Source organism: Paenibacillus antibioticophila (genome assembly GCF_000455265.1).
In the GTDB taxonomy this organism is placed as follows: domain Bacteria; phylum Bacillota; class Bacilli; order Paenibacillales; family Paenibacillaceae; genus Fontibacillus; species Fontibacillus antibioticophila.
The window spans coordinates 1,475,385-1,495,153 of sequence record NZ_HG005139.1 but is presented as its reverse complement, the minus strand read 5'-3'; the positions used below and the strand labels follow the sequence as shown (position 1 = coordinate 1,495,153).

At 51.9% G+C, this 19,769-nt stretch carries 22 protein-coding genes; 1 reads left to right on the top strand and 21 read right to left on the bottom strand.

The features are described from left to right. The 21 genes from TX85_RS06735 to TX85_RS06645 form a co-directional block, all read right to left on the bottom strand. Complete coding sequence (locus tag TX85_RS06735; RefSeq protein ID WP_044478324.1) at window positions 1-360, bottom strand: BlaI/MecI/CopY family transcriptional regulator; 360 nt, start codon at window positions 358-360, stop codon at window positions 1-3. A gap of 165 nt (window positions 361-525) precedes the next feature. Beyond that, window positions 526-675: a hypothetical protein gene (locus tag TX85_RS26735; RefSeq protein WP_158297311.1), complete on the bottom strand. Its 150-nt coding sequence runs from the start codon at window positions 673-675 to the stop codon at window positions 526-528. 108 nt (window positions 676-783) lie between these two features. Further along, window positions 784-1,530, bottom strand: a complete 747-nt coding sequence (gene trmD / locus TX85_RS06730; protein WP_044478323.1) for a tRNA (guanosine(37)-N1)-methyltransferase TrmD — start codon at window positions 1,528-1,530, stop codon at window positions 784-786. Between the two features lies 1 nt (window position 1,531). Beyond that, complete coding sequence (rimM, locus tag TX85_RS06725) at window positions 1,532-2,050, bottom strand: ribosome maturation factor RimM (protein ID WP_044478322.1); 519 nt, start codon at window positions 2,048-2,050, stop codon at window positions 1,532-1,534. 97 nt (window positions 2,051-2,147) lie between these two features. Then, the gene (locus TX85_RS06720) at window positions 2,148-2,378 is read right to left on the bottom strand and encodes a KH domain-containing protein (RefSeq protein ID WP_044478320.1); all 231 of its coding nucleotides are present in this window, start codon (window positions 2,376-2,378) and stop codon (window positions 2,148-2,150) included. A 22-nt stretch (window positions 2,379-2,400) separates the two neighbouring features. After that, window positions 2,401-2,673: a 30S ribosomal protein S16 gene (gene rpsP, locus TX85_RS06715; protein ID WP_044478319.1), complete on the bottom strand. Its 273-nt coding sequence runs from the start codon at window positions 2,671-2,673 to the stop codon at window positions 2,401-2,403. 62 nt (window positions 2,674-2,735) lie between these two features. Beyond that, window positions 2,736-4,115, bottom strand: coding sequence for a signal recognition particle protein (gene ffh, locus TX85_RS06710; RefSeq protein ID WP_044478317.1), 1,380 nt, complete (start codon window positions 4,113-4,115; stop codon window positions 2,736-2,738). Window positions 4,116-4,139: 24 nt separating this feature from the next. Further along, complete coding sequence (locus TX85_RS06705) at window positions 4,140-4,493, bottom strand: putative DNA-binding protein (RefSeq protein ID WP_044478316.1); 354 nt, start codon at window positions 4,491-4,493, stop codon at window positions 4,140-4,142. Window positions 4,494-4,756: 263 nt separating this feature from the next. Further along, a complete protein-coding gene (gene trhA, locus TX85_RS06700) occupies window positions 4,757-5,401 on the bottom strand; it encodes a PAQR family membrane homeostasis protein TrhA (RefSeq protein ID WP_044478315.1) in 645 nt (214 codons plus the stop codon). Between the two features lie 107 nt (window positions 5,402-5,508). After that, window positions 5,509-6,510: a signal recognition particle-docking protein FtsY gene (ftsY, locus tag TX85_RS06695; protein ID WP_044478314.1), complete on the bottom strand. Its 1,002-nt coding sequence runs from the start codon at window positions 6,508-6,510 to the stop codon at window positions 5,509-5,511. 22 nt (window positions 6,511-6,532) lie between these two features. Beyond that, on the bottom strand, window positions 6,533-10,105 hold the full coding sequence (gene smc / locus TX85_RS06690) for a chromosome segregation protein SMC (RefSeq protein ID WP_044478313.1): 3,573 nt from the start codon (window positions 10,103-10,105) through the stop codon (window positions 6,533-6,535). Window positions 10,106-10,263: 158 nt separating this feature from the next. After that, on the bottom strand, window positions 10,264-10,965 hold the full coding sequence (gene rnc, locus TX85_RS06685) for a ribonuclease III (RefSeq protein WP_044478312.1): 702 nt from the start codon (window positions 10,963-10,965) through the stop codon (window positions 10,264-10,266). Window positions 10,966-10,977: 12 nt separating this feature from the next. Next, window positions 10,978-12,216 (bottom strand): beta-ketoacyl-ACP synthase II, encoded by a 1,239-nt coding sequence (gene fabF, locus TX85_RS06680; RefSeq protein ID WP_071784171.1) that lies wholly within the window; start codon window positions 12,214-12,216, stop codon window positions 10,978-10,980. 119 nt (window positions 12,217-12,335) lie between these two features. After that, window positions 12,336-12,569: an acyl carrier protein gene (locus TX85_RS06675; RefSeq protein ID WP_044478311.1), complete on the bottom strand. Its 234-nt coding sequence runs from the start codon at window positions 12,567-12,569 to the stop codon at window positions 12,336-12,338. A 70-nt stretch (window positions 12,570-12,639) separates the two neighbouring features. Beyond that, complete coding sequence (gene fabG, locus TX85_RS06670; RefSeq protein WP_044478310.1) at window positions 12,640-13,389, bottom strand: 3-oxoacyl-[acyl-carrier-protein] reductase; 750 nt, start codon at window positions 13,387-13,389, stop codon at window positions 12,640-12,642. Window positions 13,390-13,671: 282 nt separating this feature from the next. Continuing rightward, entirely contained in the window at window positions 13,672-14,613 is a 942-nt protein-coding gene (gene fabD / locus TX85_RS06665; protein WP_044478309.1) for an ACP S-malonyltransferase, read from the bottom strand. 39 nt (window positions 14,614-14,652) lie between these two features. Next, the gene (locus TX85_RS06660; protein WP_044478308.1) at window positions 14,653-15,642 is read right to left on the bottom strand and encodes a beta-ketoacyl-ACP synthase III; all 990 of its coding nucleotides are present in this window, start codon (window positions 15,640-15,642) and stop codon (window positions 14,653-14,655) included. Continuing rightward, entirely contained in the window at window positions 15,639-16,637 is a 999-nt protein-coding gene (gene plsX, locus TX85_RS06655; RefSeq protein WP_044478307.1) for a phosphate acyltransferase PlsX, read from the bottom strand. Before plsX ends, TX85_RS06660 begins: the two co-directional genes overlap by 4 nt. A gap of 15 nt (window positions 16,638-16,652) precedes the next feature. Beyond that, complete coding sequence (gene fapR / locus TX85_RS06650) at window positions 16,653-17,222, bottom strand: transcription factor FapR (protein WP_044479872.1); 570 nt, start codon at window positions 17,220-17,222, stop codon at window positions 16,653-16,655. A gap of 636 nt (window positions 17,223-17,858) precedes the next feature. After that, on the bottom strand, window positions 17,859-18,032 hold the full coding sequence (rpmF, locus tag TX85_RS25800) for a 50S ribosomal protein L32 (protein WP_018750828.1): 174 nt from the start codon (window positions 18,030-18,032) through the stop codon (window positions 17,859-17,861). Between the two features lie 47 nt (window positions 18,033-18,079). Then, window positions 18,080-18,595 carry a YceD family protein gene (locus TX85_RS06645; RefSeq protein ID WP_044478306.1) on the bottom strand — a complete coding sequence of 172 codons (516 nt, stop codon included), beginning with the start codon at window positions 18,593-18,595 and terminating at the stop codon, window positions 18,080-18,082. 725 nt (window positions 18,596-19,320) lie between these two features. On the opposite strand from TX85_RS06645, the gene TX85_RS27385 reads away from it, so the two are divergent. After that, window positions 19,321-19,769, top strand: a 449-nt coding sequence (locus TX85_RS27385) for a nucleotidyltransferase family protein (protein ID WP_233500732.1), incomplete at its 3' end; no start/stop codon positions are given.

Here is a 19,769-nt window from a genome sequence, read left to right as displayed (position 1 = left end):
TTATTTCGCCTCCTCAATCAGCTTGGCAAGCCGTTTGGCTTCCTCTTCTGAAATGCCCTGATTTTTAAGAAAGGCTGAAAAGAACAATTCACTGGAGCCGCCAAACATTTTATCAATTAACTGCTCCGTTTCACTCTGCTGTACTTCGTCTCTCGTAACCAGCGGCTTACATACAAATCCAGGCTCTTCCCGATCAATAGCACCCTTTTCAATACACTTTTTGATCACCGTATAAGTAGTGTTCTTATTCCAACCTACACGCTCCGTTAATATATCTACGATATCCCGGGCAGTCATAGCTCCATGTTCCCACAAAACCTCCATCACCTTAAGCTCCGAATCAAAAAGCTTATTATTCATAAAGTCATCTTCATCTCCTCTAAGACTATTGCAGTAGTCTGCTTTATATCCACAGACTATCGCAATAGTCTCGAGTTGTCAATATGTGACTGATCAGAAAGTTCAAGGCATAAAAGAGGCGGTTCAGAAGTCAATTTTACTGACCTCCGAACCGCCTCTCGTTATTTAGTGCCTATTGCTATAGAAGTTTAAAATATCATCCACAGTAATCAGGGGCTCTTCCTCCTCCTGAATTCCTGTATCTTTGGTGGGTTGCTGCTGGCCACCCAGTGTGGCCTGCGCTTGCTCCATTTCGGAACTGTACTCCATATCCATCTATACTTCCTCCTTGCTGCCTTGAAATCATGCCAATTTTTATTACCCAACTTTGCATGATATGCAACAACATAAAGAAAGTTGACAGCTTTCTATGCTTCAACGAAATTAATGCTCCTCGTCTATTTGCAGTTCCTCCAGCCATTGCCGCTCTTTTGGCGAAAGCTCCATTCGTTCCAGCAGATCAGGGCGTCTAAGCCATGTTCTTCGCAACGCTTCCCGCCGCCGCCAGTCCTCGATGTTGGCATGATGACCGCTGAGTAAAATATCCGGCACCTTCCAGCCGCGAAATTCTACCGGCCGTGTGTAATGCGGGTATTCCAGCAGTCCTGTGCTGAATGAATCCGTTACCGCGCTTAACTCATTGCCGAGCACGCCCGGCAGAAGCCGCGTAATACTGTCAATGATGACCATGGCCGGAAGCTCCCCTCCGGTCAGCACGTAATCGCCAATGGACAGCTCGTCCGTCACCAAATGCTCGCGAATCCGCTCATCATATCCCTCATAGTGTCCGCAAATAAAAATCAGATGCTCTTCACGCGCAAGCTCCTCTGCTTTACGCTGTGTAAAGGTCTCTCCTTGCGGGCACATCAAGATAATCCGAGGGACCGTTCCTTGCTCCGTCCGACCCAGCAAATCCTCAACCGCACGAAAAATCGGGTCTGGCTTTAGTACCATCCCGCCTCCGCCGCCATACGGCGTATCATCAACTGTCCCATGCTTATTGCCTGCATATTGACGGAAATTAACGGCTGACAGCGACACAATGCCCTTTTCCTGAGCCTTGCCTAAGATACTGCTCGTAAATACGCCCTCAAACATTTCCGGAAACAGTGTCAGCACATCCATCCGCATGCTACAACAGCCCTTCCATCATGTGGATCTTGACCAGCTTGGATTCAACATCGACATCCAGCACCACATCATCGATGACAGGAATAAGCAGCTCTTGACGATTCGGCATCTTTACAACCCAAACATCATTTGCCCCGGGACGCAGGATATCCTGAATGACGCCAAGCTCCTTTCCTTCGTCATCAACCACATTGCAGCCGATAATTTCATGGAAATAGTATTCATTTTCCGGCAATTCTACGCTTTCTTCCTTGGATACCTTCACCTCGTATCCCTTGTATTTCTCAACTTGATTAATATTATTGAATTCCGCAAATTGGACGATATACATCTGTTTATAAGGTCTTGAAGCAGCTACGGTAACTGTAATCTGCTCACCATGCTCCGGATGCATAATAAGAAGCTTCGCCTTTGGCGCAAAGCGCACCTCCGGGAAATCGGTCTGCAGCCAAATTTTCAGTTCACCGCGAATTCCGTGCGTATTAACAATTTTTCCCACTGACAATAATGAATCTGACATAGTTACCTCCTAAAATACTCTCTGGCTCCGTTTCATTCAGCTTCAGCATGTACGAAAACGGGCTAGGATAATCCTCCTAGCCCGCTTTCGTATATCTTTAAGACATGATATCCACGGTAACCCGCTTATCCATCTTAACGGCTGCCGATGTTACAACCGTGCGAAGCGCTTTGGCGATTCTTCCCTGCTTGCCAATGACCTTCCCGACATCATCAGGATGTACGGTCAGTTCATATACAATCAGGTGATCCTTCTCCACAGTCTTCACACGGACATCGTCCGGATGATCAACAAGAGCCTTCGCAATAACGCCGACTAATTGTTCCATTAGAGACCCTCCGAATCAGCAATTATTTCTGAAGCTTGGACTCATGAAATTTCTTCATAACGCCTGCTTTGCTGAGCAAGTTGCGAACGGTATCAGATGCTTGTGCACCGTCTTGCAGCCATTTCAACGCCTTCTCTTCGTCGATGTTCACTACTGCCGGCTGTGCAACCGGATTGTAGTAACCAATCTCCTCGATAAAACGGCCGTCACGCGGGGAACGGGAATTCGACACCACGATACGATAGAAAGGAGCTTTATGAGCACCCATGCGTTTCAAACGAATACGAACTGCCACGAAATTCACCTCCTTTAAAGAATCAAACTATCATTTATTTCATCCGATACGCTCACAGGAGCTTACCGGAACGGAAACTTCATTCCTTTGCCCGCCTTTTTGGTGAACTGCTTCATCATCTTGTTGCCTTTGCCCTTCGGCCCCATCATATCCGAGAACTGCTTCATCATCCGGCGCATTTCATCAAACTGCTTGATCAGCCGGTTCACATCAGCCAGCGTCGTTCCGCTGCCTGCTGCAATCCGCTTGCGGCGGCTATGATTGATCATATCCGGGTTCTGCTTCTCTTCCTTGGTCATGGAATGCACGATCGCTTCAACGCGGCCCATTTGCTTCTCATCGACCTTAACGTCTTTCATTTGCTTCATCTTGCCCATGCCGGGAATCATATCCATGATCTGGTCAATCGGCCCAAGCTTCTTCACCTGATCCATCTGCTCCAGGAAATCATCGAACGTGAACTCTGCATTCCGCATTTTGCGTTCCATTTCCTTGGCTTTCTCGGCGTCGATATTCGATTGAGCCTTCTCAATCAGGGAGAGCATATCGCCCATCCCGAGAATCCGGGAAGCCATCCGCTCCGGATGGAACGGCTCCAGTGCATCAATCTTCTCACCGAGCGCGGCGAACTTGATCGGACAGCCGGTAACCGCCTTGACGGATAGCGCAGCACCCCCGCGCGTATCTCCGTCCAGCTTCGTCAGAACGACGCCTGTCAGCGTCAGCTGCTGATTGAAGCTCTCCGCAACGTTAACCGCATCCTGTCCTGTCATCGCATCGACGACCAGCAGCACCTCGTCCGGATTAGTCACTTCATGGATCTGCCGTAATTCCTCCATCAGCGCTTCATCCACATGCAGGCGGCCTGCCGTATCAATCAAGAGATAGTCATTGCCGTTATCCTTCGCATGCTGCAAAGCCTGACGCGCAATTTCTACCGGGCTATTGCCCTCTGGAAGGGTGAAGACCGGAACCTTGATCTGTTCACCTAATACTTGAAGCTGCTTGATCGCCGCCGGACGATAAATATCTCCGGCCACCAGCAGCGGACGATGATTGCCCTTCAGCAAAAGCTTGGCCAGCTTCGCCGAAGTGGTTGTCTTACCGGCACCTTGCAAGCCCGCCATCATGACCACGGTCGGCGGACGATTGCTCTTCGCCAGCTTGGCCTGGCTGCCGCCCATCAGTTCCGTCATTTCCTTGTTTACGATGTCGATGATGACCATGCCCGGTGTAAAGCTGTCCATCACTTCACTGCCTACGGCCTTTTCCTTTACCTTGGCGATGAATTCCTTGACCACTTTAAAGTTAACGTCAGCTTCCAGCAGGGCCAGACGCACTTCGCGCATCGCTTCGTTAACATCTTCTTCGGACACCTTGCCTTTTCCGCGCAGCTTGCTGAATACGTTCTGCAATCTGCTCGTCAAACCTTCAAATGCCATGATCGGATCACCTCCATTACTTCTTTATAGTTCTACTGCCTTGCGCAGCAGATCCATTGCCTTTTCCTTATGTAACCCAGTCATCTCGCTATCTTGTATCAATTGCCCCAGAGAGGTCAACAATTCACTGCGCACCTCTTCCTTGCGCAGCAACCCCAGCTTGTCCTCGTAAGTCTCCAGCATCTCTTCCGCCCGCTTGATGTGCTCATACACCGCCTGACGGCTAATACTGAATTCGGAAGCAATCTCGCCCAAGGAGAAGTCATCCAGGAAATAATATCTCATAAACGTCTGCTGCTTCTCAGTAAGCAGCTTCTCATAAAAGTCAAACAATAGGTTGATGCGGTTTGTCTTCTCAAGCCGATTTTCTTGACTCATCTGGGCACCCCCTCCGTCAAGGAAAAACACTTTACAACGTATCAACGTTCCTTATCATATCGAAATGGGGTATCAATGTCAAGTCTTTTCCCTTAACAGCTCAAAGTGACGTAATAAAGCACGTTTTAAGGGGCATCCGTGTAAAGAAAAAGACACAGCTACATGAAAAAAAGCCGCCTTGCTGCCGACTTCTCCGTGGTCAGAACAGAACCTTGGTTCTCCGGAGAAATCGGCTAACAAAAGCGGCTTATACATTCGCTGGATCAATGCGGAAGCAGGTACAGCAGGATCGCAAAGAAGTGAGTAACACTTCCTCCAAGAACAAACAGATGCCAGACTGCATGGTGGTAAGGGAATGCCCGCCATACATAGAATACGGTTCCCAGCGTATACATAATGCCGCCAGCAACCAGCAGCGTAATGCCTGTAGACGGAATCGCCGCAGTTAGCGGGCCCCAGGCGATTACAATTAGCCAGCCCATCACGACGTAGAAGATCGTAGACATGAACAGGAATCTTTTTGTGAAAAAGGCCTTGAACAGCACGCCAAACAACGCAATTCCCCATACGATGCCGAACAGGCTCCAGCCAAGCGGTCCGCGAACAGCCACCAGCATAAATGGGGTGTAGGTCCCTGCGATATAGATATAAATGGAGGAGTGGTCGAAGATCTCAAACAGATCCTTCAATTTACCTTCTTTGAAACTGTGAACCAGCGTCGAGCTTGTATAAAGCAGCAGCATGCTTACACCATAAATCGTAAAGCTGACCACATGCCAAGCCGTACCTTTGATACTAGAAAAGACAATCAGCAGCACCAGTGCAGCAACACTGAGCAGTGCGCCGATTCCATGCGTGATGGCATTGGCGACTTCTTCTCGCCGCGGGTAAGTATGTGTGTTGGCCATCCTCTCCACCTCCTTTTAAAAACGAACTTGTTGAAAATGTATGCTTTTGCATCCGTACATGTGACGCTTATTCCCTTAAAGAGGTTTTTTGAACTCCCACGTAAAGGCTACTTCGTCTCCTCGGCTTCCTCGGGATCTTCAGCAATAAGTCCTGCGAATAACCCGTGCACAAACTGCTCGGAATCGAACTTTTGCAGATCCTCCATCTTCTCGCCGAGACCTACCAGCTTCACCGGCAAGCTCAGCTCCTGACGGATCGCAATAACAATGCCGCCCTTCGCCGTACCGTCCAGCTTGGTCAGCACCAGCCCGGTGACGCCGCTCTTCTCGCCGAAGAGCTTGGCCTGGCTAAGCGCATTCTGACCGGTTGTAGCATCCAGTACCATCAAAACCTCATGCGGTGCGCCAGGAATTTCCCGCTGAATGACACGGAAAATTTTGTTCAACTCCTCCATCAGGTTCGATTTGTTCTGCAGTCTTCCCGCGGTATCACAGAGCAGAATATCTGCTCCGCGCTGCTTGGCAGCCTGAACGGCGTCGTACATCACCGCTGCCGGATCAGCTCCAGCCTGCTGCTTGATCACCTCGACCCCAACGCGGGTGCCCCATACCTCCAGCTGCTCAATCGCACCGGCACGGAACGTGTCCCCTGCGGCCATGATGACCTTCTTCCCTTGCTGCTTGAAATGATGGGCCAGCTTGCCGATCGTTGTGGTCTTGCCAACCCCGTTCACCCCGACAAACAAAATCACCGTGATTCCATCCGGGCTCATCGCGATTTCATTGTCTTCATCTCCGCGCAGCAGCTCCACCAGTTTCTCGGACAGAATCGGCTGCAGCTCCGCCGGATCCTCGATCCGCTGCTTTCTTACTTCGCCGCGCAGCTCTTCAACCAGCTTCATGACCGTGTTCACGCCGACATCCGCACCGATCAAAATCTCTTCGAGCTCCTCGAAGAATTCCTCATCAATCTTCTTGCGGCGGGTGATCAAGTCGCTTACCTTTTCGACAAAGCCTTTGCGGCTCTTCTCCAGGCCGTCCTTAAACTGCTTGGTCACCGTCTCGGTTTTCGTAGCAATACTCTCTCTCAGTTTCTTAAAAAAGCTCATGGCTTCCCTCCTGAAATATCCCTTAGGCGATTTCCATCGTCTCTTCGTCCTCCAGCTTGACGGATACGAGCTTGGATACGCCGCCTTCCTCCATCGTTACGCCGTACAGTACATCCGCTTCCTCCATCGTCCCTTTACGGTGCGTGACCACGATAAACTGGGTCTGCTCGGAGAACTCGCGCAAATATTGGGCAAAACGCGCCACATTGGCTTCATCAAGCGCCGCCTCAACCTCATCAAGCACACAGAACGGCACCGGCTTCACCTGCAAAATAGCAAACAACAGCGCCATAGCTGTAAGCGCCCGTTCTCCACCCGACAGCAGCTGCAAATTTTGCAGCTTCTTACCCGGCGGCTGAGCTACCACATCGATTCCGGTCTCCAGCAGGTTTTCCGGATCGATCAGGATCAAATCCGCACGGCCGCCGCCGAACAGCTTGGTGAAGACGATCGAGAATTCCCGGCGGATGGCATCGAAGGTCGTCTTAAAGCGCTTGGACATTTCATCGTCCATTTCCTTAATCACCTGATAAAGCGTCGTCTTGGCTTCAACAAGGTCATTCTTCTGCTCGCTGAGGAACTCGTAGCGTTCATTTACTCGCTGGTATTCCTCAATGGCCCCCAGATTGACCTCGCCAAGCATCGTGATCTGGCGTTTCAGCTCCCGGACATCGTTCTGGGTCTGAGGCACATCCTCCGGCACCTGATAGAGGACCTTGGCCCGTTCATAGCTAAGCTCATAATCATCCGCCAGCTTCCGCAGAATATTATCAAGCTCCACATCAAGCCGGTTGGCCTGAATCTCGTTCTGGCGAAGCTGCTCCTCCACCGCTCTTAACGCGATGCGCTGTTCCTTGGTCTCGCTTTCGCCTTCCTCAAGCTTGCGAACCAGGGCGGCGCGGGAAGCCCGTTCCAGTTCCAATTGTTCGCCGGCACGCTCCTTCTTGAGCTTGAAATCATTCAAGTCTTCCCGCTGCGTGACGCTTTGCTCTTCATTTTGCTGCAGATCCGCCTCAATGGACTGCATAATCGCGCGATTCTGTTCCAGCTCGCGTCTCATGATCGTGCAATCTTCCTCGGAGCGGCGAAGCTGCTCACGAACCGAGAAGCATTCCTGGTCGAGCTTCCCCTCCTTGACCTTCAGCTCGGTCAATGTATCCTGAAGCTCTTCCTTCGCCGATTCATTCGCCTTGCGAGCAAATTCAGCCGCATGAATCGACTGGTGAACCTGCTGCTCCTCCCGCTCAAGCTGTACCAGCTTCTGCTCGGCTTCAGCCTTGGCCTTATCCAGGTTCTCCAGCTCTTTCAGATAGTGTCCCTTTTCCTGGCCATACAATTCGAACTGCTCGGACACATGGCGCCATTCGTGATTAAGCTGCTTCAGGTCGCCTGCCACCGTCTGCTCCTCCGCACGCTTGCGGTCACCCGCTTCACGCAGGCCTTCCAGTCCGCTTTCTGCGCTCTGGAGCTGCTCCCGCACATCGGCAAGTCCCTTCTGCAGCTTGTCCAGCATAGCTTCACTCTCGGCAATATCCGCCGCAAGCTGCTCCAGCTGGCGCTTTCTTCCCAACAGATTGCTGTTCTTGCGATGCTGGCTGCCCCCGGTCATCGAACCGCCGGCATTGACCACATCGCCTTCCAGGGTTACGATCCGGAAACGGTATTGGCAGCGTGCTGCCATTTTATTGGCCCGTTCCAAATCCGTAGCAAACACGACATTCCCGAGCAGACTGCCGACAATATCACCATAACGCGCTTCAAAGCCGACCAGGTCCGCTCCGATGCCCACAAAGCCATCCGCATCCTCCATCTGACGCTTATCGGCCGGCGAGATTTGACGCGGTCGTATAACGTCCAGCGGCAAGAATGTAGCGCGTCCCAGCTGCCGCTGCTTCAGAAATGCGATAGCCTGACGCGAGACGGCTTCATTCTCCATCACGATATGCTGCATGGCCGCGCCAAGCGCAGTCTCCACAGCGATCTCCAGCTTCTCGGGAACGGTGATCAATTCAGCAACCGCGCCATGCACGCCATGAAGCGCAGATTTGCGAGCTGCCTTAAGCACCTCCTTGACCCCAAGTGCAAAGCCGTCAAAATCATCGTCCATTTCCTTCATCGTATCTCTTCGGGAAATCAGCGCTTCGCGCTTTTGCTCCCACTTGCGGATCCCGCTCCGGCTCTCTTCCACCAGCTTCTCCAGGGATTGAACCCGCTCGCTCTCGGAGATATATTTCCCCCGCAGAGCAGATATTTCCTCGCCGAGTCCGGCAAGTGCCTGCTCAAGCTCCGCCTTCTTCGCCTTCAAGCGTTCCAGCTCTTCCTGCCATTTGATCCCTTCTTCTTCAGAACGGGTCATCCGGCGCTGTACGTCCTCCTTCTGCTGCTCGGCATAACGGACTTCGTTGCGAGTCTGGGCCATCAGGTTCATAATCTCCAGAAGCTGACCCTTCAGTCCTTCCTCCTGGGCCTGACTGATTCCGCCTGTGACCCCGGCTAATTTAGCCTCCTCGGCAGAAAGCTGGGTTCGCAGCTCGTTCAGTTGCTTCTCGGCAGCCGCAACCTTGGCTGCAAGCTCCTCCATCTCCGCTGCACGCTGAGCATAGCGCTGTTCACTGACCTCCAGAGACTGGCGCAGCTGTTCCCGGTTTTGCACCAGGTTTCTGGCGCGCTCCTTGAGCAGTTCGCCATAGCCTTCATTCTTCTCATAGCTTTCGCTGAATTCAAGCAATTGACCTTGCAGCTGCTCAATCTTATCCTCAATCTGGCGAAGAGCAAGTCTGTCGCTCTCCAACCCGGCATCATGGGCAGACACTACCGTAGACAAAGCGGTCTGATCTTCCTTCAGCCGGTTCAGCTTCGTATTGGCATCGCTCCAGCTCGTGTGGATCTGTTCAATTTGATGAACATAGAGCGATATTTCTTTATTTTTCAACTGCTCGCGGAGCTCTTTATACCTCAACGCTTTTTCGGATTGATCCTTCAACGGGCCGATTTGGTCCTCCAGTTCACTGACCAGATCGTGAATACGCAGCAGGTTTTGTTCCGTCTCGTCAAGCTTCCGGCGTGCTTCTCGCTTACGGCTCTTGTATTTGACAATACCGGATGCCTCTTCAAAGATGCCCCGGCGATCCTCAGAGCGGGTACTCAGAATTTCCTCGATCCGTCCTTGTCCGATAATCGAATAAGCTTCCTTGCCGATCCCGGTATCCATGAACAGCTCCGTAATATCCTTCAGCCGGCAGGACTGCTTGTTGATCAAATATTCGCTGTCCCCGCTGCGGTGCACCCTCCGGGTTACCGTAACCTCATTGAAATCCAGCGGAAGAACATGATCACTATTGTCCAGTGTCAAGGACACCTCGCTATAGTTAACCGCTTTACGGGCATCGCTGCCAGCGAAGATAATATCCTCCATCTTGCCGCCGCGCAAGCTCTTGGCACTCTGCTCTCCCAGAACCCAGCGGATTCCGTCGGAGATATTACTCTTGCCGCTTCCGTTAGGTCCAACCACGGCGGTAATACCGCGGACGAATTCCATTTCCGTCTTGTCGGCAAACGATTTAAAGCCTGATAGCTCGATCCGTTTCAAAAACATACCTTCACGATCACCTCTAGCCCCTATTGTATCATATTGGAAGGCTTGTCGGACAGGCACAGAAGTCACAAGCCAATGTCATGAAACTGTCCTTCTTCCCATAAAAAGGGCTGGCCGCAACGATGTCGGCCAGCCCTATGCATATTTACCCTAAAAGACTAATCCAATTGGCTCTGCTTCAACCGTTCCAGCGCAACAGCAGCAGCCTGCTGCTCCGCTTCTTTCTTGGAACGGCCGCTACCTCGGCCAAGCCCTTCACCTTCCATGAACACCTCAGAGACAAATTCCCGTTCGTGAGCCGGTCCCCGTTCTTCAATGATGCGGTACTCCAACGCCCCCATATTATGATGCTGGGTCAGCTCCTGCAGCTCGGTCTTGTAATCGGTTGTCTGCAGTTTGCCGTCGAAGGTGATCTGGGTGAATACAAAGCTGTGCAGGAACTTCGTCACTGCCTCCAGCCCCTGGTCCAGGTACAGGGAACCGATGAACGATTCGAACACATCGGCCAGCAAGGCCGGGCGCGTTCTGCCGCCTGTCAGCTCCTCCCCTTTACCAAGGAGCACATATTTGCCGAACTCCAGGCTCTCCGCAAACCGGACAAGAGAAGGCTCACAGACAATCGCTGCGCGCAGCTTCGTCAATTCGCCTTCAGGACGATCAGGAAAGATCCGGTACAGATGCTCGGATACCGTTAATTCAAGCACCGCATCGCCGAGAAATTCCAATCGTTCATTATCCTCCTGTTGACTGAACCGATGTTCGTTGACATAGGAAGCATGGGTAAATGCTTGCTTAAGCAATTGCTTGTTCCGGAATGCCAGTTGAAGTTTTTGTTGTAGTTGCTTCAAATCCTCACTCAACAGACTGTCCCCTTATGCTTCGAATTTCTTCAAAATAAGTGTTGCATTGTGTCCGCCAAAACCGAAGGAATTGGACATGGCCACCTTCACATCAGCCTCCCGAGCAACATTCGGTACATAATCCAGATCACATTCAGGATCAGGATGCTCTAGGTTAATCGTTGGCGGAATTTTTCCGTTATTCAGCGTCAAGGCACAGATTACAGCCTCCACACCGCCAGCCGCACCGAGCAGATGACCTGTCATCGACTTGGTTGAGCTAACAGCAAGCTTGTAAGCATGATCGCCAAACGCATTCTTGATTGCAATAGTCTCTGACCGGTCACCGACCGGTGTCGAGGTTCCGTGCGCATTAATATAGTCCACTTCAGCCGGATCGATGCCAGCATCGCGTATCGCCATCTTCATGCAGCGTTCCGGACCGTTCGGATCAGGCTCAGTCATGTGATGAGCGTCTGCGCTGAGACCGTATCCGATCACTTCGCCGTAAATCTTTGCTCCGCGCTTCTGCGCATGCTCAAGCGATTCCAGAATCATAATGCCCGAGCCCTCGCCCATGACAAATCCGTCACGCTCGCTGTCAAACGGACGGCTTGCCTTCTCAGGTTCGTCGTTGCGGGTAGACATAGCCCGCATCGAGCAGAAGCCGGCCATCCCCATCGGACGGATCGTTGCTTCCGCGCCTCCGCAAATCATTACATCGGCATCGCCGCGTTGAATCAGCTTGTACGAGTCGCCGATGGAGTGAGTTCCGGTCGCGCACGCAGTCACCGCCGTACTGTTCGGCCCCTTGGCTCCGAACAGGATCGATACATGGCCTGAAGCCATGTTCGCGATCATCATCGGGATAAAGAACGGGCTGACCCGTTTCGGTCCCTTTTGCACCAGAACATCGTGTTGATCCTCCCAGGTGCCAAGTCCGCCGATTCCCGATCCGATCATCACGCCTACCCGGTCGGGATCAGCATCTTCGCCAATTTGAAGGCCGCTGTCTTTAAGCGCATTGGTCGCAGCCGCTACCGCGAACTGAACGAAACGGTCCATCTTTCTGGCTTCCTTGCGATCTACATAATCTTCCGGATTGAAATCCTTTACGGAAGCTGCAATCCGGGTCGGATACTCGCTGACATCAAAGGCTTCAACGAGAGACACGCCGGATTTGCCTTGAATCAAATTATTCCAGAATGCGTCCAGCTCATATCCCAATGCTGTTACTGCACCCATTCCCGTTACTACTACTCTATGCTTCAACACATTCACCTCTTATAGACTTCATGTGTAATATCGTTCAAATTGACACTGGCCAATCTCCAAAGATGAGGAGAAGTCCCGCCTGCTTGATAAGAAGGTACGGGACTTTGTAGATGACTTTAGGTATGAGATTGTATGTAGCTTACAACTTCACCTACGGTCGTAATCTTCTCTGCATCTTCGTCTGAAATTTCCAGGTCGAATTCGTCTTCGAGCTCCATGACCAATTCCACGACATCGAGGGAGTCAGCACCCAAATCATCTTTAAAAGAAGCTTCGAGCGTCACTTCAGCCTCATCAGCGCCAAGGCGATCCACTACGATGCGTTTTACGCGATCCAATACATCGGACATTTCCGGTTCACCTCCTCCTTGGTATTATACGAGAATTAATTCTAAAATGCCATAGACCCCTGGAAGCAAGTCACATGTACATACCGCCGTCTACGTGCAGCGTCTGACCGGTCATATAGGATGCCGCATCAGAAGCCAGGAATACAACCACCTTGGCAACTTCTTCAGCCTTGCCAAGACGCGCCAGCGGGATGCTTCCCAGCATGCCTTCCTTAATGTCTGCCGGATGCTGGTCCGTCATATCGGTCTCGATAAAGCCGGGAGCGATACAGTTGACCGTAATGCCGCGGGAAGCCAGTTCACGGGCTGAAGACTTAGTCAGACCGATAACACCGGCCTTTGCGGCAACATAGTTCGCCTGCCCGGCATTCCCTAAAACACCCACAACCGAAGAAATGTTGATGATCCGCCCGCTGCGTTGCTTCATCATAGGGCGAGTGACAGCCTTGATGCCGTTGAAGACCCCTTTCAGGTTCGTCTCGATCACCTGATCGAACTCTTCCTCTTTCATCCGCATAATCAGATTATCTCTCGTGATGCCGGCGTTATTCACCAGAATGTCGATCCGGCCCCAGGCCTCTTGCACGCCCTTGACCATCGCTTCAAACTGTTCGCTGCTGCCGACATGCCCTTGAACCGCATAGGCTTTGACGCCCATCGCCTCAATCTCGGATACAACCTGAGCGGCGGCAGCCTCGTTCCCGGCGAAATTCACCGCCACATTAGCCCCCGCTTCCGCTAATGCCAGCGCGATGCTTCTGCCGATGCCGCGGGATGCTCCCGTTACAAGAGCCGTTTGTCCCTCAAGCAATTTTGCCATCTTCTTGTTCATCTCCTTTCCTGGAATCCACTTTAAAGCCAACTTTCATGCGCTGAAGGCAACGTGTGAAGAGTTGCTACGATCGCTGTTGTTCGCAGATTTCTAAAATTGGACTAAGTTCTAACTAGGATGAAATCCGCTCACAAAGGCGAACGCTGACGCTTCTTCACAACCCTTCACACTTATGCCCTGACCTCACGATGCCTTGTCTTAAGCCGATTTTCGTCTATCCGACTTCACACTTTTTCCTTTTTCTACGCAGCGCAGCTTTTTTAGCTTAACTTATACAGTTGCCAGCTCCGCAACCGTCCGCTCCAGGCTTTCCAAGCTGCTGACGTTAAACAGCCGGACCGACTTGTCGATCTTCTTGATCAAGCCGGTCAGCACGCTGCCTGGTCCAATCTCTACAAAAGTATCCACGCCTTGCTCGATTAGCCAAGCTACACTGTCCTCCCACAATACCGGGCTGTAGACTTGACGGACAAGCAGGGAAGGTATCTCGGATGCCTCTTGCGCCGGCCGGGCCGTTACATTGGCTACTACCGGAGTAGTCCCATCATGGAAAGCGACCTCAGACAGTTTAGCCTCCAGCCGTTCGGATGCCGGCTTCATCAATGATGAATGGAACGGTCCGCTAACCTCCAGCGGAATCGCCCGTTTGGCACCGATCTCTTTGACTCTGGCCGTCACTTGCTCGATCCCCTCTTTTGCCCCGGATACGACGATTTGTCCCGGGCAATTGATGCTAGCCAGCTCAGCGACAGCGCCGCTGTCGGAGATCTCGCCGCACAGTGCAGCCAGAGCTTCACGTTCTGCACCTAACACAGCAGCCATAGCGCCTTGCCCTCCAGGCACAGCCTGCTCCATGAACTGGCCGCGGGCCCGGACAATCTTGACCGCATCCTCAAAAGAAAGCACGCCAGAGGCCGCCAAAGCGCTGTATTCTCCAAGACTATGTCCGGCCATGTAATCAGGCTTGATTCCTTTCGCTGCGAAGGCTTCATACAATGCATAGCTTGTGGTCAGCAGCGCAGGCTGTGTATTGGCCGTCTGCTTCAATTCGGATTCCGGGCCCTCAAATACAAGGCCTGTCAACGAAAAGCCCAAGGCTTCGTTCGCTTCTTCAAATCTGGACCGGGCCTCCGGAAGCTGGTCGTAGAGATCCTTCCCCATTCCGACTGATTGGGAGCCTTGCCCCGGAAATACAAATGCGATTTTCCCCATTCCTTTTAGCAACTCCTTGCTACACTCAGATTCATGTCATTACCAAACAAGCACGGAAGCTCCCCAAGTCAGCCCGCCGCCAAAGCCTACGAGCAGAATCGTGTCTCCCTCTTTCATCCGTCCTTCTTCCGCCGCTTCTACCAGCGCAAGCGGAATCGACGCTGCCGAGGTGTTCGCGTACTTATCAACATTGATCACGCACTTCTCCTCAGGCAAATCGAGACGCTGCATAGCGGATTGAATAATCCGGATATTCGCCTGATGCGGAACGAGCAGATCGATATCCTCTTTGCCCTTTCCGGCCTTGCGCAGCACTTCTTCGGTTGCCGTCCCCATTACACGAACCGCAAACTTGAACACCTCGCGTCCGTTCATGTAAATATAATGCTTCTTATCCTGAATCGTCTCTTCAGATGCAGGCAGCCGGGAACCGCCGGCCTCCAGCTTGAGCAGGCTTCCGCCCGAGCCTTCCGCCCCGAGATCAAAGGAAAGGAAGCCTCTGCCTGGTGAAACCTCGCCCAGCACGACAGCGCCGGCACCGTCTCCGAAGAGCACGCAGGTGTTGCGGTCGGTATAATCCGTAATCCGGGACAACGCGTCTGCTCCAATAACGAGCGCATTGTTGTACATCCCTGTCTGAAGCATGCCATTGGCCGTAGCCATCCCATACACAAACCCGGAGCAGGCTGCGGACAAATCAAATGCCGCCGCCTTCTTCGCTCCCAGCTTATCCTGCAAAATACAAGCGGTGGAGGGGAAGAAGGTATCCGGAGTTATCGTAGCTACGATGATCAATTCCAGATCCTCCGCCGACATTCCCGCCGTTTTCAGCGCCTGAACTGCCGCCTCATAAGCCAGGTCCGAAGTAGCCTGCTCCGGCGCTGCGATGTGGCGCTCGCGGATTCCTGTACGCGACACGATCCATTCGTCGTTGGTCTCTACCATTTTCTCCATATCTGCATTCGTCAAAATTCGTTCAGGCACATATTTACCGTACCCGATAATACCAATCGGCCGGATTGTATTCATTGTCCCACCTGCTCTCTGCTGATTTCTTCCGCTATACTGTCATTAAGCTTTGCTTTAACCGCTTCGCGCGCTTGTCTAACCGCATTCATGAAGGCTTCGCCATCAGACGAACCATGAGCCTTGAGCACAAGACCCCCAAGTCCAAGCAGGGGTGCCCCGCCATGTGCCTTATAATCCATCATTTGCTTCAATCCCCGCATAGAAGGCATTAATACGGCAGCCGCGAGCTTGTTCTTGAGCGATTTGGTGAACTCCTGCTTGAGCAAGGAGAAGAGCGCACTAGCCGTTCCTTCCAGCGATTTCAGCAAAATATTACCGGCAAAGCCGTCACACACCAGCACATCACAAGCTCCTGTCAGCACATCACGCGCCTCGACATTGCCTACAAAGTTAATTGGCAATCCTTCCAGAAGCGGATAGGCCGCCTTTGTAAGCTCATTCCCCTTACCCGGCTCTGTTCCGACATTCAGAAGACCTACGCGGGGATTTTCCAGTCCATGCACCTTGCGGCGATAGATGCTGCCCATCACGGCAAATTGGGCCAGATATTCCGGTTTGGAATCCATATTTGCTCCCAGGTCCAGTGCCAATACACCTCGCCCGTCCAGCGTAGGGATCATCGGAGCCAGCGCAGGACGCTTGATGCCCTCCATCCGGCCTACCACGAACAGTCCTGTGGTCATGAGCGCCCCCGTGTTACCTGCCGATATCATCGCATCCGCCAAACCATCATGAACCAATCTCCCGGCAACGACCATCGAAGCATCCTTTTTGCGTTTAACCGCTCTTGTCGGTTCATCCTCAGCCTCGATCACCTCTTCGGCATGATGAAGCGTAATGTTCGCCGGAGCTTCCTTCAACAACGGCTCCAGCTCTTCCTTTCGGCCTACTAGAATAAGCTCGATATCGCTCCATTCCTTGGCCGCCGCAAGCGCCCCTTCCACCGTACTCTTCGGGGCGTGATCTCCGCCCATCGCATCAATTGCGATCCGCATGCAAGTTTCCTCCCTCTACCCTTGGTTGTCATCCCCGGTGGACCGGTAAATGACAAAGTTTCCTTGGAACACCATCTCTTCACCCACATAAGTGAACACTTCAACCTTGGCTTTCCCCTTCAGCTCCGGCGTCTGACGCACATAAGCCTTGGCGATGCACTTCTCTCCCAGATGCACGGAACGGATAAATCGAATGTCCGCAGAGAAAGTCAGGGCAATCTCATCATTAATGACAGCCACGGCCAGTGAGTTCGCCTGGGCAAACACATGATGGCCCCGGGCAATTCCTGTCCGGGAGAAGACATGCTCCTCGCGGATTTCAAAGATGGATATCCCGCTTCGATCCAGCTGCAGGTCGACGACCTCCCCGATCACTTCATGAAGCGGCAGCGATCTGACCTGATCGTATGAGCGTTCAGCCATCAGCTTCATCCGCTCCCTGAGCTCGGGAATTCCAAGCTCCAGACGGTCAAGCCGAATGGTCTGTATGCTTACCTTGAGATGACGCGTCAATTCCTGATCTGTCATAAACGGATTATCTTCGATCAGCTTCACCAGCTGCTGCTGGCGTTCTTTCTTCGGCACGCGTTCGATGGACAACACCCCCTGAACAACCAGGTTTATATCTAAGGATACTCTGAGATATCATTAATTTAGAACCAGGTACTAAATCCAAGTATAAAACATCTTCCTTCAAAAAGAAAGAGACTCTTCCCCATTCATCATCCGAATCACAGCGAATCAAGCATAAAGTGTAAGTTCAAAAAGTCAGCTTTTCAGCAACGAGAAGGTTGCGTGAACCTGAAGAAGGGAGACGGAGTGTAGGGAGACCCTACATGAGCGAAATGCTTCCAAAGGAAGCATACCTCGTAAGCATCCGCTTGGACTTCGAGGGTGAACGCAAGATTCGACGCTGAATCAACCCCTTGGAATACTTCGTGATCAAAAGTTGACTTTTTGAACTACCTCTTTTCAATGAATGTTCAAAAAGTCAGCTTTTCAGCACCGAGAAGGTTGCGAGAACCCGACGAAGGAGGAACGGAGTGTAGGCAGAACCTACATGAGTACCGGACTTCGAGGGTGAACGCAAGATTCGATGTCGAATCAACTACTGAAACACTTCGTGATCAAAAGTTGACTTTTTGAACTACCTCATAAATGGCAAAAAAAATAGTATCTCAAAAGAATGAGATACTATTCGTGGTTCCTAGAATCATTATCTTATTGGTTGATAATTTCTCTAGATTTGTATGTTCCGCATACTTTACATACGTGGTGAGCAAGCTTCAATTCTCCGCATTGTTCACATTTTACCATGCCCGGCACAGCCAATTTAAAATGCGTACGACGTTTGTCGCGACGCGTTTTGGACGTTCTCCGTTGAGGTACTGCCATGGTTCCCACCTCCTTAATCAGATCAAACCGTTCACTTCAAGCTTTGTTTACTTTTTGAAAAAATCGCCGAGCGAGGCCAGACGAGGATCAATTCTCTCCGTATTGCAGCCGCAATCCCGCTCATTCCGATCGGTTCCGCAAATCGGGCAAAGCCCTTTGCAATCATCACTACAAATTACAGCGTAAGGCAAGTTCAGAAGCAAGGCCTCCTCGATATACGGCACCAGATTAAGCTGGTCCTCCGCTACATAGGTAACCTCTTCTTCCCCGTCCTCCGGTTCGCTGTCCGGATGATCGCTTTGCTTGAAGCTCTCTTCAAATGGAATATCAACTTTGTGGCTCACGGGCTTCAGACATCTGGAACAGAACATGTCCGACCGGCCTGCAAGGTTTCCGGTTACATGGACGACTCCTCCCTCGGAAGAAGCAGCCCGCAGGTCGGCCTTCAGCGGCCCCGCGCCGGCGGTATCCTTGCGTCCCTTGATCACATGGCTTATATCCAGCTCCTGATGGAGATCCACCGGTCGATCGGATGAAGCCAATTGTCGAAGTTGCAAAATCATGAAATATCACTCCAAACAAACAAAAATTATTATACCGATTCCGAGCAAGTTTTGTCAACAGCCGTAAGGCGTTTAGTTTACCATTTGACCCATATCAATCCGTGACTTTCCGACAAAAACCATTCCTATGGTATATTCTATACTTAAGAGTGTAGGCAAAACCTACATGAGTGAAATGCTTCCAAAGGAAGCATACCTCGTAAGCATCCGCTTGGGCTTCGAGGGTGAACGCAAGATTCGATGTCGAATCAACCTCTTGAGTTACTTCGTGATCAAAAGTTGACTTTTGAACTGCCTCTTTTCAATGAATGTTCAAAACGTCAGCTTTTCAGCACCGAGAAGGTTGCGTGAACCCGAAGAAGGAGGAACGGAGTGTAGGCAAAACCTACATGAGCGAAATGCTTCCAAAGGAAGCATACCTCGTAAGCATCCGCTTGGACTTCGAGGGTGAACGCAAGATTCGATGTCGAATCAACCTCTTGAGTTACTTCGTGATCAAAAGTTGACTTTTGAACTACCTCTTTTCAATGAATGTTCAAAACGTCAGCTTTTCAGCACCGAGAAGGTTGCGTGAATCCGAAGAAGGAGGAACGGAGTGTAGGCAAAACCTACATGAGTACCGGACTTCTAGGGTGAACGCAAGATTCGATGTCGAGTGACCCACTTGAATTACTTCGTGATCAAAAGTTGACTTTTTGAACTACCTCTAAAAGGGTGATGAATACATGAAAACCGTTGGACTAATCGTAGAATATAACCCCCTACATAATGGGCATGCCTATCACTTCGCCGAGGCAAAGCGGCTGTCAGGGGCGGATGCCGCAGTCGCCGTCATGAGCGGCAACTTCCTGCAGCGCGGCGAGCCGGCCATCGTCGACAAGTGGGCTCGTGCAGAGATGGCGCTCGCGCTCGGCGTCGATCTTGTGCTGGAGCTGCCGGTCGCCTATGCGCTGCAGCCGGCGGAGTGGTTCGCCTATGGCGCCGCCGCGCTGCTCGACGCCACCGGCGTCGTGACGCATCTATGCTTCGGCAGCGAAGCGGGGGCGCTCGAGAAGTTGCAGCCGCTCGCAGAGCGGCTGGCGGACGAGAGCGCTGACATGAAGGCGGCGGTAGCCGAGGAGCTTGCCTCCGGGGCGAGCTATCCCGCCGCCTATGCAGCTGCTGCCGCGCGCAC